The 15,404-nt window shown below is 32.3% G+C and carries 7 protein-coding genes and 1 other RNA gene; 6 read left to right on the plus strand and 2 right to left on the minus strand.

The features are described 5' to 3' along the window. Nucleotides 1-12 precede the first annotated feature (12 nt). Nucleotides 13-510, plus strand: coding sequence for a hypothetical protein (locus CHAB381_RS03475; RefSeq protein ID WP_012108599.1), 498 nt, complete (start codon nt 13-15; stop codon nt 508-510). A 114-nt stretch (nt 511-624) separates the two neighbouring features. Here CHAB381_RS03475 and CHAB381_RS03480 read toward each other — a convergent pair whose 3' ends face one another. Then, nucleotides 625-1,365, minus strand: coding sequence for a lipid-binding SYLF domain-containing protein (locus CHAB381_RS03480; protein ID WP_012108600.1), 741 nt, complete (start codon nt 1,363-1,365; stop codon nt 625-627). 591 nt (nt 1,366-1,956) lie between these two features. Next, nucleotides 1,957-2,317: a transfer-messenger RNA gene (ssrA, locus tag CHAB381_RS08560) on the minus strand. Between the two features lie 94 nt (nt 2,318-2,411). Here ssrA and panB point away from each other — a divergent pair. The 5 genes from panB (at nt 2,412) to CHAB381_RS03505 (ending at nt 15,237) form a co-directional block, all read left to right on the plus strand. Continuing rightward, nucleotides 2,412-3,209: a 3-methyl-2-oxobutanoate hydroxymethyltransferase gene (gene panB, locus CHAB381_RS03485; RefSeq protein WP_012108602.1), complete on the plus strand. Its 798-nt coding sequence runs from the start codon at nt 2,412-2,414 to the stop codon at nt 3,207-3,209. Between the two features lie 98 nt (nt 3,210-3,307). After that, on the plus strand, nt 3,308-3,991 hold the full coding sequence (locus CHAB381_RS03490) for a tetratricopeptide repeat protein (protein WP_012108603.1): 684 nt from the start codon (nt 3,308-3,310) through the stop codon (nt 3,989-3,991). A 5-nt stretch (nt 3,992-3,996) separates the two neighbouring features. Continuing rightward, entirely contained in the window at nt 3,997-5,019 is a 1,023-nt protein-coding gene (gene ruvB / locus CHAB381_RS03495) for a Holliday junction branch migration DNA helicase RuvB (protein ID WP_012108604.1), read from the plus strand. Beyond that, entirely contained in the window at nt 5,006-6,064 is a 1,059-nt protein-coding gene (locus tag CHAB381_RS03500; RefSeq protein ID WP_012108605.1) for an AI-2E family transporter, read from the plus strand. The genes ruvB and CHAB381_RS03500 overlap by 14 nt, the downstream gene beginning before the upstream one ends. 140 nt (nt 6,065-6,204) lie before the next feature. Further along, complete coding sequence (locus CHAB381_RS03505; protein ID WP_012108606.1) at nt 6,205-15,237, plus strand: hypothetical protein; 9,033 nt, start codon at nt 6,205-6,207, stop codon at nt 15,235-15,237. Nucleotides 15,238-15,404: the final 167 nt, after the last annotated feature.

Here is a 15,404-nt window from a genome sequence, read left to right on the forward strand (position 1 = left end):
AAAGGAAATTGGATGAAAAATTTAATATTTTGCGTAATTTCAGCTTGCATTTTTACGGCTTGCAGTACTGAAAAAGTGGCCCATGAGCCACTTAAAAACGAATTTATGGCTTATACTCAAAAATTTGAATCAACAAAAGCGGGAAATAGATATTTGGCTATCGCTTCGTATTTAAATCCTGTATTTAACGAGGTTCGAAACGAAAAAGAGGATGAAATTCTGCTTCTTAGCGTTTATCCGAAAGATGTTTTGATTATCCCCGGTAGTGTTAAATTAAACGGTAATAAAGCTGATATTGAAATTTTAGATGAAAATTCAGCTTTGCTTGAAAAAACGGCTTTTAAACTTCCATATTCAGCAAATTATAAAATCACAGCATCTTGTGAAAACAAAGATGATTTGGTACTGACCTATAAAACATCAAATGATTTGAACGCAAATTTCAAGTTCCGTAAAATTTCAAAATCGTTGTATTGGAATCCGAAATTAAAATTAGACGATAAAAAATAAATTATTTAAAATTTTGTTGAAAATATAAAGTGGGCGATTGTAAAAAATTACATTATTTTAATTTTTAAAAATTAAAAGTTGAGCTTAAAATTTTTTAGCTCAACTTATATTAAATTATTTACCCTTAACGCTAACTGTTTTCGGCCAGCCTGCAGGTTTATTTTGAATTTTTCCGTAATATCTGTTGTCATTCAAATATTTTTTAAGAGTAGATTTGAAAATTTTAGAGTATTTGTTATCTCTTGGAGAATCGTTTAAGATATCTTCATAATCATAAATTCTATCATAAAAATCATTTGTAAGCTGATCATCAATTGTAATTCTTCCTATATCAAGAGATACACCAAGATAAACTCCTGTTACTTCTCCGGGACTTACAATCCAGGCTGAAATATCAGGTAAATCTGTAGCCGCTCCTCCTCTTTTACCTTCTACAACGCTTCCTGCTACATTAAGTTCAAGTGTGTCGGTACCGTTAAATATATCTTGATAAGATTTTGTTGTTTGAAACAACATTACAATATCACTTGTTTCATATCCTGCCTGAACTCCAACTCCAAAGCCGCGGTATTTTATAAAAAGAGGTGCAGACCAGTTTCCGTTTTCATCTTTTACACTGAAAACTCCATCTCCGTATTGAGTTGAAACTACAGCTGCACTTCTTTTTACATCCGTTAAAATTGCAACCGCTTTAGCATTTAATACTTTATCTGCAGGAATTGAGAAATTGTTGTCATGTGCAAATGAACTGATTACATTTGATGCAGCGTAAAGTTCTTGATTTGCTGCTACATCGGCATTTGCTACATTTATGCCGAAAAGAAGCAAAACAGCAGTGAAAAATAATTTTTTCATTTTTTATCCTTATAAAATTGAAATTTCGCTATTATAGCAATAAATTATAGATTTTTAAATAAAAAATCAACAAAATTTTAAAAAATTTGGGGAAAATAAATTAAATTATTCGGCAGTTAATTTTATAAATTTATTTTTTTGTTTTAAAATTTTCTGTAATTAGTGCTGTAAATGTATATAAAAATATAGATAAAATATTGAATTAAATAAACGTGAAAATAAATTTTTTACAGCAAATTTTACATTTTATAATTTTATTTAAATTTTTATATTTCTTTTGTTATAAATTTGTTTTCAATAAATATTATAATTTTATGGAAATTGTAGAGTTACAATTTTTTCGTGTCATTTAGCCATAGTTTAAACTATGGCTTTTTGTTTTTACAATAAGTTCGAAGAGCTAATGACCTTTAAAGATAAAATCATATAATCACGAAAATTTAAAATTGATGTTAAACTTTATGAACTGTCAGCGTTTGCACTTATTGCTATTAATTACAATAAACACACAATTATTATAAATATGTTGTTACATTTTTTTTAAAAAAATCTATTTGAAAAGCCCTAAATCGGAGTATCTAAAAAATATAATGGTGGAGGTGTGCGGGATTGAACCGCAGTCCAAAAACAAATGACCAAAGCCTCTACATGTTTAGTGAAAGCGAAAAATCTCGCTTACAAATTACTTGCTTTCCAAAGTAAAATTTGCAAGCAAAGGCAAAAATTTCAGTTTGCACTTAGCCAAAGCGCAAAACCAAGCTGTTTAAATTACTCGCACGCTACCTAAACAGCATCAGCAGCAGCAAGGCTCAACTGAACTTACGCTATTTTAGCGTAAGCAGGAGCGAATTTCGCGTTATTTGCGTTTAAATTTAGTTTGGAATTTTTACGCTGATTCCGCAGCGACATGCCACCGTGACCTATCTGCTCCTGTCGAAACCAAGTCACCCCCATTGAAAAGTTTGCGATTTTACTTAAAATACAAAAAATTGTCAAATTTTTAAGACTTTTTTAGCTAAAATCTCCTAATAAATTTAGGAGTAAAAATGAAAACAATAACACCCAATGCAATTATTGCTAAAAAAAATATGGAAAAAATAGTTATGATAACAGCTTATGATGCGTTGTTTGCGAAACTTTTTGATGAATATGTGGATATTATTTTAGTAGGTGACAGTTTAAATATGAGTTTTAACGGTCAAAAAGATACTATAAATATCGGTATGCGTGAGATGATTTATCATACAAGAGCCGTTAAAAATGGTGCAAAACATGCTATGGTTATTTTAGATATGCCTTTTGGCGCCGTTTCGGATAAAAAAACTGCATTGAAAAATTCTATAAAAGCATATAAAAAAAGCGGTTGCGATGCTATAAAAATAGAAGGCGGAGCAGATAAAGCGGATTTGATTTTTCATTTAACAAAAAATGCTATCGCAGTTTGCGGACATATCGGTTTAAAACCGCAAATGGTAAGATTTGAAGGCGGATATAAAGTAAAAGGTCGTGGCGGTGAGGCTGAAATTTCGGCTTTAATTACGGATGCAAAAGCACTTGAAAAAGCGGGAGTTTTTGCTATTGTTGTTGAAGGCACTTTAAGCAGTGTTGCCGAAAAAATTGCTAAATCTGTGCAAGTGCCGGTAATAGGCATAGGAAGCGGTGTAAATGTCGATGGGCAAGTGCTTGTATGGTCCGATATGCTTGGATTTTTCGAAGAATTTCATCCAAAATTCGCCAAAACTTATTTAGATGGCGCCTCTATTGTAAAAAAAGCAGTTCAAAACTATGCTGATGAAGTACGAAACAGCATTTTTCCAAGCAAGGAATTTGAATATAAAGAGTAATTATTTTTAATCAATAATTGATTTGTTTTTGCAAATAGTGGCGAAGTTTAATAAAATTTTAGGTAATATAGTATTCTAAAATTTAAAAAGGGAAAAAGATGAAAAAAATTTTTATAATTTTAGCAATATGCGTGCTGAAATTATGTGCTTTTACAGATAATACTTCTAAAAATTTTACAGATTTTCTTACACAAAAAGATTCTTATGTACATAGCGACGAAAAAAAGTATAATGACGGTTTTGTTAAATATAGCGAAAAAAAATATGATGAAGCTGTTAAAATTTGGGGCGATCTTTGCGATGATAAAGATATGAGAAGTTGTGTAAATATAGGTTTTTTATATGATAATGGACTTGGTGTCAAAGCCGATAAAAACAAAGCAAAAAAATTCTATGAAAAGGCTTGTTTCGGTGAAGATTGGCTAGGTTGTAAAAATTTAGCCATCACTTATTTTAAAAATCAAAATTTTAGTAAAGCAGCTGAAATTTTTGCTAAAGGTTGCGAGCTGAAAGACGGTTTTTCGTGTGCAAATCTTGGGTATCAATATGAAAACGGCGATGGAGTCGCCAAAGATGAATTAAAAGCGATTGAATTTTATAAAAAAGGCTGTATTTATGAAGATGGTTTCGCGTGTCTGAATTTTGGTGTCAGTGAGGCGAATAGAAATAATTTCAATGAAGCGCAAAAACTTTTTAAAAAAGCTTGCGAGCTTGGTAATAAAAATGCTTGCGATTACTATAAACAAATAACAGACGATGAATTTAAGAAAGCGCATAAATAGTTAAAATGGATAGAATTGTAGAAATAGAAAAAGCCGATTTTGAAGAAGAAATAGAAACTTCGCTTCGTCCTACGAGTTTCGATGATTATATCGGTCAAAGTAAAATCAAAGAAAATTTAAAAGTTTTTATCGCCGCTGCAAAAAAGCGCGCAGAATGCCTTGATCATGTTCTTTTTTACGGTCCTCCAGGACTTGGAAAAACTACTCTTGCTCACATAATCGCAAATGAAATGGGAGTCAGTATAAAAATTACGGCCGCGCCAATGATAGAAAAAAGCGGTGATTTGGCTGCGATTTTAACAAATCTTGAAGAAAACGACGTTCTTTTTATCGATGAAATTCATCGTTTAAGTTCGGCTATAGAAGAGGTGCTTTATTCGGCTATGGAAGATTTCAGACTTGATATTATTATAGGTTCGGGTCCTGCGGCGCAAACGATTAAAATCGACATACCGAAATTTACATTAATCGGTGCAACAACGCGTGCCGGAATGATTTCTGCGCCTTTAAGAGATCGCTTCGGAATGCAATTCCGTTTAAATTTTTATACATCGGATGAACTTGCCAAAATAGTTCAGATCGCAGCTGTAAAACTTAATAAGGAGTGCGAAAAAAACGCAGCTTTACAGATTGCCAAAAGAAGTCGCGGCACACCTCGCATAGCTCTTAGATTATTAAAAAGAATAAGAGATTTCGCTGAAGTGAATAATGAAAATATCATAAATGAAAATCGCGCAAAATCAAGTCTTGACGCGCTTGGCGTGAATGATTTAGGTTTTGATGAGATGGATTTGAAATATTTGGAAATTTTAGGTTCTACTAAAAATCGTGCACTCGGTCTTTCTACGATTTCCGCAGCTTTAAGTGAAGATGAAGGCACGATTGAAGATGTAATAGAGCCATATTTACTTGCAAACGGTTATATAGAAAGAACTGCAAAAGGTCGTATAATAACTGCAAAAAGTTGCGAAATTTTAGGAATAAAATACAAAATGACACAAAAAGGACTATTTGATGAAGACCAGTAAAATTTTTTTAAGCGGCGTGATTTTGATTATGCTCGGTTGGGTAATCTATCTTTTTCAAAGTTTTTTGCTGGCGATTTCAATCGGTGTACTTATAGCGGTTTCTACTGCCGGATTAAATGAAAAAATTTTAAAATTTACCAAAAATCGTCAAATCGTTTCGGCTGTGCTTACGACAGTTATTTTATGCGTATTATTTTTTGTGCCTTTTATTTATGCGATTGCGGAAATTGCAAAAAGTCTTGCAAATATAGATGTAGCTTTGCTTGACAAGACTTTAAGCTATATTAAAAATTATGAATTTTCATTACCGAATTTTGCTAAAAACTTTGAACCTGATATAAAAAGTTTCATTGCAAATTTGAATTTTGAAGGAATTATAAAACAAATTTTAAGCTATGCTTCAGGTATAGCAAAAAGCAGTGCGAATTTTGCTTTGCAGATGTTTTTGATAATTATTTTTTACTTTTTTACCAATCTTTATGGAAGAGACATTTTAAATTTTTTTAAAAAAAGTATTCCTATCGCCGAAAATGAACTTGACTATATGTTTAAGCAAACTTCAAATACAATGAGCGTTGTGTTTTATTCTACTATTTTAAACGCCGTTTTGCAAGGTTTTTTATTCTCAATCATTGCCGCAATTTACGGATTTGATATGATATTTTTTGCGATTTTATATGCGTTCTGTTCGCTTATACCTATTATCGGCGGTGCTTTGTGTTGGGCTCCGCTTGGACTTTATGAGCTTGCAAACGGCAATTTTAGTGCGGCTGTGATTATTTCACTTTACAGTATTATAGTTATTTCCACTATCGCGGATAATTTTATAAAGCCTGTAATTATTCGTTTTATAAATTCAAAACTTGTAGATAATCCGGCGAATATTAATGAAATTCTGATTTTTTTCGCGATGTTGGCAGGAATCGGCACTTTCGGTTTTTGGGGTATGATACTTGGACCTGCTATTTTAACTCTTTTTGTTTCGGTATTAAATTTGTATGTTGATTTTTCGAACAAAACGGAACATAGAAAAACGAAACACTAAAATCGTAATTATTAAAATTTCGGCTATTTAATAAAAATTTACAATTTCACATAAGATTATTGAATTCAAAGTAAAATTATAGTAAAATTATAGAAAAAATTTGTAAATATATAAGTATTTGCAACTATAAGGGGTTTTAAATGAAATTTCTTAAAATTATTTTACTCGGTTTATTTCTTTGTGGAAGTATGGCATATGGCGCTTGTGTAGGACTAAAACCAAACCAATTTAATCTGCAAAACGGAAAAACCGTCAGCGGTTATGCTGCAAATAGTAATGTGTATTATCTCACTTACAAGGCGGAAAATACAGGCAGGATTACATTGCAAATTACCAATTCTCATCCTGTTCCTGTTAATTGGAAGATAGGTGTCAGCCAAACAAATGGCGATTGTACTAATATGCAAAATAAAGCGAAAGATCCGTTACTTTCAGACGCCAAATTTGATGTCGAAAAAGACAAAATTTACTATATCTATATGGTCCCGGGAACGGAAGGTTTTAATTATAATGCAAAGATTAAATTTATACCGAATACTGCAGGATATATCACATGCAAACAAGGCGGCAACGGCGGTGAGTTAAAACCGGGACAGGAAAATATAATCAATGCGGATTCAAATAATCTCACTTTTTATTATTATAGACCAAATCAAAACGGAACAATGTATTTTCCGAAATTTGACAATATAGAAGTGGCTATACTTAAAAATTATGTTTCAAATTGTGATATGGCTAACTCTATGTCATATTATAAATTGGATGTAGGAAGAACTATAGAACTTGAAAACGGAGAGGATTATTATATATATTTCAAGAAAATTGCCGGTAAAAATGATGTAAATAATGGAAGAATAATTCCGAAATTCCCTTATAGTAATAGTGGCAATGTTATTGTGCCTGATGAAGATAAACAATGTGATTTGATGAAAGAATTTACAAATTTCAAGTCAGATCTTAATTGGCCTGATTGTAATGACGGACCTCACGCATTTTGTATGAATTTTGAATCGTGGTTGCCTGCAAATCGATATTTACCAAACGGTTACATTAAATTAAAACCTTTTTCTGATGGAAAACTTGTAGCAAAAAATTTGGATCAGGCTACAAAAAATACGAGATTTGAAATAACGCAAATTGCTCCTACGGGCAATCGTTGTCCTATCAGACATGAAGTTACTGAATATGAAGTAAAGCAAGGCGAGACATATTATGTACTTATGAATTATGCTGATAACGGAAGATATCACTATGCTTTGGACTTGATTCCAAAAGGCTCACCAGGCGGTAATCCAGGAGTTTCAAGTTGTAAAGATATGATAGGAATACCTTCTACCGTATCTACAGACAACGCGCCAAATTGTGATCATGGTTTTTGTAAAGAAATAAAAACTACAAATACTATGAACGGATACTTTAGAATAATTCCTGATTCAAACGGTAATTTAAGTGTAGGCACTGATAATTCAAATGTAAAAGTATCTATAAGTAAAACAGGACCTGTCGCAGGCGCCGTGTGTCCTGTAGAACCTGTAAAAAGCAGTGATTCTTTTGATAATGCAAAAAAAGGTGAAATTTATTATGTATATGTAAGCGGTGCTACAAGTGAATATAATATTTATGCCGATATAAAAAATATATGCGCAATAAAACCTTATATAATTAAAGATAGAATTACAAATGATATAACAAAATATGTTGAATTGATATCAGATGATAACAAAACAATCAATTTTGATTCAAACTATTTGAAAATTTCTATTCCGAATACGATAGCTAAAGATTTCAGTATGACGGTATCAAGTCCTACAAATGCTATAAAATTTGGAGACATAAGCACACAAAATGAAGATAATTGTAAAAATGCTTCACAAAAGAGTGTTTCATATACGTTTTTACAAAATTTCAAAGGCGATTTATATATTCCTTTCGGCGGAAGTATCAGCAAAACGGATAAACATATTCAAATAAAATTTAAATCGCCGAATTCTCCTGCAAATACGGATGAAGCGAATTGGAATGATACCGATTTATGTTCAAATGCGCTCTCAACAGCTTTAATCAGCAATGATACAAAAATTTTATCACTGAATAGAATTATAGATGGCGTAGAATATAAAAAAGTAAATTATAAATTGTCTTATATAACGCTTGATTTATCTCAAGTTAAAAATGATAGTTCCGTTATAGAAATAACATCGCCGAATGGTCAAATAAAATTCGGTGATTTTAAATTGAATGATACTGAATGTTCACCTGCTTCATTAACAAGTTTAAAATTCAGTATGAACTCAATAAAGAATTATGATAAACAAATCTACATACCTATATCAGGCAGTTCTACCGGCGGAGATGATATTAAAATCACAGTTAATTCAAATTTAGATAACAACAAAAAATGTTTTGAAACTTTCAGAAGAGCAGGCATATCTACTTCAGGAGTTGTTGCAAACTATGATAAAACACGAAATGCATATATTTTTAGTGGAATATATGATTTTCAAACAGACAAGAGCAGTCCGTTTAAATTTGAAAGAGAACATTTTTTCAAATATCATGCAGATAGTAACGGAACCATCGAAGTTAAGGCTTTTAAATTTGAAGATGGAAAACAAGGCGCTGAAGCAAATGATGTTAATTTATATATAACAACTAAAAATCCTGGTTTAAATGATTATGAAAGTTGCCCGGCTACAAGTAATCTTAAGAATTTAATGGTAACAGAGGGCGAGGATTATTATATATATTTTGACAATACAAATAATGACGTAGATATGCGATTTATAGAGCTTAAATTTACTCCTGATAAAACACCCGATCATAATAGTGGTGGAACAGATGTAAATGGAGGTACCGATCAGACGGGTTTGATAAAGCCTGAAGATGTTGAAGTCAAAGAAAAGAGTGAACCTTTTGGCAATGCGTATCCTGCCAGATTTAAATATATCACAAATGTTGATTTTCAAGTGGATGATAAAGGTGATAATGACCCGAGCAATGATACTATACAATATGTAACTATGAAAGACGATACAGGCGGATATTTTGATAGAGCCAGTATAAATGGAAACTATGTAATAATAGGAAATCGTGTAAATAGCTCTAACGGCGTAAATTTCGATAGAGCAAATATGGGAAATTTAAGAGAAGATACCGGATTTAGAACAAATAGCAGTCGTGCCAAAATAAAACTTCCACCGAATATCAAAGCAAAAGATATAAAATATGCAAAATTGTTTTGGAGCGGATTATTACAAGAAGGAAGAAACAGAAGTAATAGTTGGACGAATTGCGGTAGCAATCCGTCTGATAGATATTTAGATTTTAAAAATTATCTTTTAGGTGAAATAAAAGGTTATGACAGTGCAAAATTTAGAATAGCTAACGAAAATATCAAAAGCACGGATTTTGTGTCAAGACCGAATAAACAGACATATTATTTCGGTTCTACGGATGACTGCGGTGGTTGGAATTTTTCATATACGGCTTCTGTGGATATAGTAAACGAAATCAGAGAATATGTAAAAGCTAAAATAGAAAATTCAGCAACAAATAAAGAAGCTGAATTTGATTTTACAGCAGGAGATATATTATTTTCAACAGGTCCTACTTCAGGAATGAGTTTGCTGACAGGTGGTGCCGTGTCGCCTGGTGGTAATATCATAAGAGGTAAATATGGCAACTGGGCTTTGGTAATTGTATATGATAAAGGTAATGATGCCCCATCAAAAGGTGAAGATTATTATGCTTATTATAAACCTAGAAGCGTTGTAATATATAAAGGCTTGGGTCTACAATCGGCACCGAGCGGTGGTAATTTACTTAGTTTTACTTCGGGTAATGGCAATCAGTATGCTACCAATGATATAAATAAAGTTACCGCAAAAAGTACTTTGACTATGACTTTTGACGGTTTCTTCACTCCTTTTGCAGATAAATATAATACAAAATTAAGTATATACGGATCAAGTGGAAGTAAAGAAAATACCGGTGAAATGGTTGCCGCCAAATCAATGGATGAAAATGAATACAGCTATAAAAATTTGTATAATGAAGCAAATCCTTCTATGTTTAATAATGATAATACACTAGTTAATTATTTTGACGGTAAAGGACAACTTAACGGAACAACAAACGATTTGATAGTAGATTGTGCAGGAGGGGCTTCAACAGATTCCTGCGATTATAAATTCAGTGAGATAGTAGGGCAAAAAGGGGAGCTTGGTTTTGATATAGATACATACAATCTGAACGGACTTGGCATAATGAAAAGAAATAATACAGGAATAAATTTAAAAGTAATGACATATTGGGTTAGTAGCGGTAATTGGTCTGCAGCTGATGTATTTATACCTAGTGTCGTTGCTTTTTCAACAGATATATATGTTCCTGAACTTTGTTATATAGATAGAGTTTATGATGCCAAAGGCTGGTTTAACTGGTATAAGTATAAATATGATGGCGATAAAGATGAGGTAACTGAAGAAGAAGCAGCCGAGACTTCTATTAAAGATATAGTTAAAAAGCCGGATCCTGTAGAAAAGATAAAAGATATAAGGCAGGAAAGAAAAACTGTTATAGCCGGTCAAGAGCTTTACTACAGAACAATATTTTTAAATCAGGCCAAAAATGAAACAGCAGCGCAAAGTGTCGTTATAACTGTAGATACTAAGGATAATACCTATACAAAGAATTCAGTAGGTATAGATAATATGCATAATTCTACAGATATATATGAAAATAAAAATACGGTATATTTGCGTGATAATGAAACGGGGTATTATGATAATATTCTAAGAACAGGCGGAGCTATAAAAGCGGATCAGGTACAATATATGGATTATAGAGATCGTTCGCCTAGATTGTATCTTGGAAAAGGTGCAGGAGATATTATAGGCGGTATACCTAACGGCGGAGATTTCACAAGGTTTGATAAAACAAACTATGCAGCTTTTGCCGAGTTTAATGCTACAGTTGGAAATTCATTTAAATTAAGTGCTATAGAATACAAAGTCGGATATGTAGTAAAAAATGATGGTGGTGAAATTATAGCCGATTTGAGAAAGCACCCTGTAAAGATAAAGAGATGTGATGTAGATAGTGATTATGAAAAAGAAACTAGAAAAAATGTAAATACTATTTTGCCGCTGGACGGTTTAAAAATAGTTAATCAAAATGTATCAGAAGCATTGCGCCCTAAAGATGGCAATATAGCTTTAGAGCAGGACGAGAGACTTTATACTCAAGTCGCTGAGTTGCCTTTTAGAGTAAATCTTGTATTTTCACCGAATTTATATGCAAGCAGAAATTTCGATGAATTATGTTCTTTATTCGACGGAGTAACTGGAAATTGTTTAATTTACGATGCAGAAAAGATTAAAACTGAAGCTGATAAAGGAGTAGATTTCGGAGACTTCTTTGAAAAAGATGCTAACGGCAATTTTACAGGACTTACAAATCAATTTACAAAAATGCCTTTTGACGGCGATGTATATGTGTCTGTAGTCACACTTGATGCGGCTAAATCATATGCTGATAAGAATGGCGTTTATTGTAAAAATCTTAAAGATAAAGATAAAGTAAAATTTTGTGTAAGCAAAAATCTTACAGATGATAAATGTGATAAGTATGATACTATAGATTATCGCATAGGCACCATAGATAAAAATAAGGTATTGTTTGAGCCGTTTTCGGTAAGTTTGCCTGATGCTTTTGACAGAGTTACTTTCATGGTGTCATACAAACCGTCTAAAGAATTCGGTATCGGTAGTGGAGTCGGATCTATTTTTACGACTATACAGGACTTACAAAAAAAGAAAGCTGACAAAACTATAACAGACGCTGAAAAAACTGAGCTTGAAAATGCATTGAATAAAATAGATAAGATTCAACAAATCCAGGATGCACTTGGTGTTCCTGTTAGTGATGACGGCGTGTTCAGAGTTTGCAAATCTACATTTTTTACCGTTCGACCTGCAAGTTTTACGATAGTAAAACCTACAGGAAAAAAAGTTACGGACGAAATGTATAAAACAGCTTTAAACGGTTTTGACAAATTTGCCAAGTTGGTAAATTTTAGCGGAACAGGCGATATAACAAGAGGAAATAATGCCATAAGCAATGATAAAATTTTAAGAATAGCAGGAGATTATAAGGAAAACAAAGATGTGATGTATAAAATTTATCCGCAAAGTTATCTTAATAACCCTGTTGTAAATTATTATCATATATTCGGCGGTGATTTCAACAATAGAATCAGTTTACGTGGCGGTTTGGATTTAAGTGATTTTGGTAAGTATAAAAAAATCATAAATACAAAAACAGGAAAGCTTGAAACAACCAAGATTACAAAAGATGTCGTTAATGATGATGTCATTATAGAAGATAAAAATGCTCTTGTGCCTTTTATTTCAAACGAATGTGTAAAACATATGGATTCTACGGCATTTTACGGTCTTAAAGACGGAAGAGTGAATGTTATAAGCAGTAAAGGACTTTCAAATGATAGTTGCAATAAAGCTATACAATATAGGAATTTTAAATTTAACGGCAGAAAGTACAAATATGAAGGCAGTGGAATAGATTTAAATGTCAAAGCCGATTGTGCTGATAGATATCGTTTTGGCGGCGATACAGTTCTTGGTTCAAGAATTTGGGATATAAACGGCGTTCCTTTAAAAATTCAATTTGACCTTAGAAATTTACAAAGTTCAATCGATGATGATGGACAGGTATCTAACGCTGAAAAAAAGAAAGCCCGAATAAATCGAAGTTGGAGATATCTACTTGATCAAATAAACGGTGGAGTATCATCAAGAGACAGCAGACCTGGATTTATCAGTATTCCAAGTGCTAGTAGAGACGGAAAAAGTAATGGTACTGATGCGAAAGACCTTAAAGACGAAATGTTTAATTATTTCAATGTCGGCGATGTAAAAGTAAATATAGTAGATAATACATTTACAAGGCAGGATCAACAATGGATAAAATCTATAAGTACTAATAAAAGACGCCCTGATAGAGGACCGCTTTGTGTATTGAATTCTACAAGCAATGCTCACACGAAAGCAAGCGACGAAAATGGTTACATAAAACCTGGTATGGTAGGTTGTGATACCACTATGGCAGACAATAAATTCCTTGTGCTTAGATATCAACCGAAGAAGATTGATGTTTCTATAAGTGATTTGCAAAATAAAAATAGTATTCCTAACACAAAAGGTTTTACATATTATAATGAACCTTTTACAGAACTAAAGACATTTGATTACGACAGAAAAGATATTTCATCTGTTAATAATGCCGTCGTTGACGCCGAAAATACACAACTTGCAAATTTAAATATATTTGCTATGGCACTTATAGATGACAATGTTTTTGACAGTATAGATGCGAACGGAGTTACGCTTGCTTCGTTATATGATGGCACAGTAATTCGAGGACATGTATTGAGCGGTTCTACAGCCGATATTCCTTATGATGTTCCAAGGTGCGGTTTTTCAAATAATATAAATTTCAGCTTATTATTTGATCCTTTTGCGGATGTAAACGATGACAGACATACGGCTAATGCCGGTTTAACTACACAAGTATCCAGAAATCAAACTATTTGTTACGGTTATGACGGCATAGGAAATTGCTTGAATATAACAACACCGAATTTTACACAAATGAGTAAAGAAGAGTGCGAAAAAACAGGAAATTTTGATATTCGTTGTATGATGAGCGTAAGCAGAGTAAATAAATCAAATATTTTACAAAGCAATTTTCCTGCAGAGTCTAAACCTTTCGCATATCCTATCCAAAATGCTATAAGTTATTATTCAGATTCTTTGACAAATAATTTTAATATCAATTCTTTCAGAACTGCAAATGCCAGTGGTATTTATAGTAACAAAAGCAGTGATTATACCATTTTGGCTCGTGCTTTTAATAATGGTGTTATAAACAATAAACCTGTTGTTTATATGAATTTTGATAGACCGCAAAAAGTAGAAAAAAATAACTTTGACGGGCAATTCCCTGTATTTTTGACTATTGAAGATTTTGCTTTGGAAAATTTACACATCGCGGATAGATTAAAAACGCCAAGTTTTGATACTGACTATGATTTAGTAAATATAGATAAGAATAAGCTTATCAGCAGTCCGGGTACTTTTACAGGTGCGCCTTTCGATAAAAGCAACGGTTATGAAAGTATAAAGATAGGCAAAGGAGCCGAGATATCATCTATGTCACTCGGTGCATATGCACAACAATATTTCAGAACAGCATGCCCTGCAAGTCCTGTAGCTTGCGAAAAAGCTGCAAGCAAGAATATTGCAAAAACTGAATTTTTAAGACAAAATCAACCTTATGCGCTGTTTGTATATGGAGCTTTACATTTGGATGATGCCATAAAACCGGGTATAGTTTCATTAAAACATGGTGGAGAAAAAAATTATCCGTATGATAGAGTTAAATATGAGATTGAGACAAAAACAAATCCTGACGGTTTAGAAAAAAATTTATATTCTGTCGTATTTTGCAATAAAATTAACAATTGCACCGGCATACCGAATAAAATTGCCGGCTATGGAGTAACAAATACTCTATTTACTGAATTGGCAGCTGATAGAAATTTTCCAACAAGCGGAAAAATAGGAAACAGATATATGGTAAATATTTTTGATAACAACAATGTTGATGTTTTTGAAAAGTATCCTTGGGCAGGTCGTACTACAAATAATCCTCAAACCAATCAAAATCCAAGAGCCACTGAATCTCTAGTAACTGTTAATTCTATTATGAATAGAGGTGTAGAAAGTATAAATATAGGATATGACAAAGATAATGATAAAGGTGAGAAAGAAATAAGATTTATGGTGCGTCCTTGGCTTGAATTCGCCAATGAAAATGATAGATATCTGTTTATAAATTCAGGTGATTTTCTAGGTAAAAATGCTAGACCTCAATATTTTAATGCATTTAATATAGAAGTATTTTCTATAAATGGAAATTGGGGCGGTGAAGGCTCTATAAAAGGTATAGATTCTAAAAAAAGCGTCGAAACAAACAAAGAAAATAGCGATTATGTCGGAAGTTTCAGCGGAGCAGATAAAGAAAATAAATTCAAGCATGAACCTAAAGGAATTGACAAAGATGGCATTAAGCGCAGACGAATGGATTGGTAATCTGTTTGCCGCTATTATTTATTTAAAGCCACGATTTTGATTTTTATCGTGGCTTTTTTAAATTTAAGAAGTTATATATCTTTTTAAAAATCTTTTTTACTATCTTTATACTTAAAATATCGATTTTTTGTATTTTTCAATTTTTCACTATTTATTACGTAAAATAA

The organism is Campylobacter hominis ATCC BAA-381 (assembly GCF_000017585.1).
Taxonomy (GTDB): Bacteria; Campylobacterota; Campylobacteria; order Campylobacterales; family Campylobacteraceae; genus Campylobacter_B; species Campylobacter_B hominis.

Excerpts from the sequence above, each read along its gene's own strand:
- CHAB381_RS03475 (WP_012108599.1), top strand. The coding sequence starts at position 13 with ATGAAAAATTTAATATTTTGCGTAATTTCAGCTTGCATTTTTACGGCT.
- CHAB381_RS03480 (WP_012108600.1), bottom strand. The coding sequence starts at position 1,365 with ATGAAAAAATTATTTTTCACTGCTGTTTTGCTTCTTTTCGGCATAAAT.
- panB (WP_012108602.1), top strand. The coding sequence starts at position 2,412 with ATGAAAACAATAACACCCAATGCAATTATTGCTAAAAAAAATATGGAA.
- CHAB381_RS03490 (WP_012108603.1), top strand. The coding sequence starts at position 3,308 with ATGAAAAAAATTTTTATAATTTTAGCAATATGCGTGCTGAAATTATGT.
- ruvB (WP_012108604.1), top strand. The coding sequence starts at position 3,997 with ATGGATAGAATTGTAGAAATAGAAAAAGCCGATTTTGAAGAAGAAATA.
- CHAB381_RS03500 (WP_012108605.1), top strand. The coding sequence starts at position 5,006 with ATGAAGACCAGTAAAATTTTTTTAAGCGGCGTGATTTTGATTATGCTC.
- CHAB381_RS03505 (WP_012108606.1), top strand. The coding sequence starts at position 6,205 with ATGAAATTTCTTAAAATTATTTTACTCGGTTTATTTCTTTGTGGAAGT.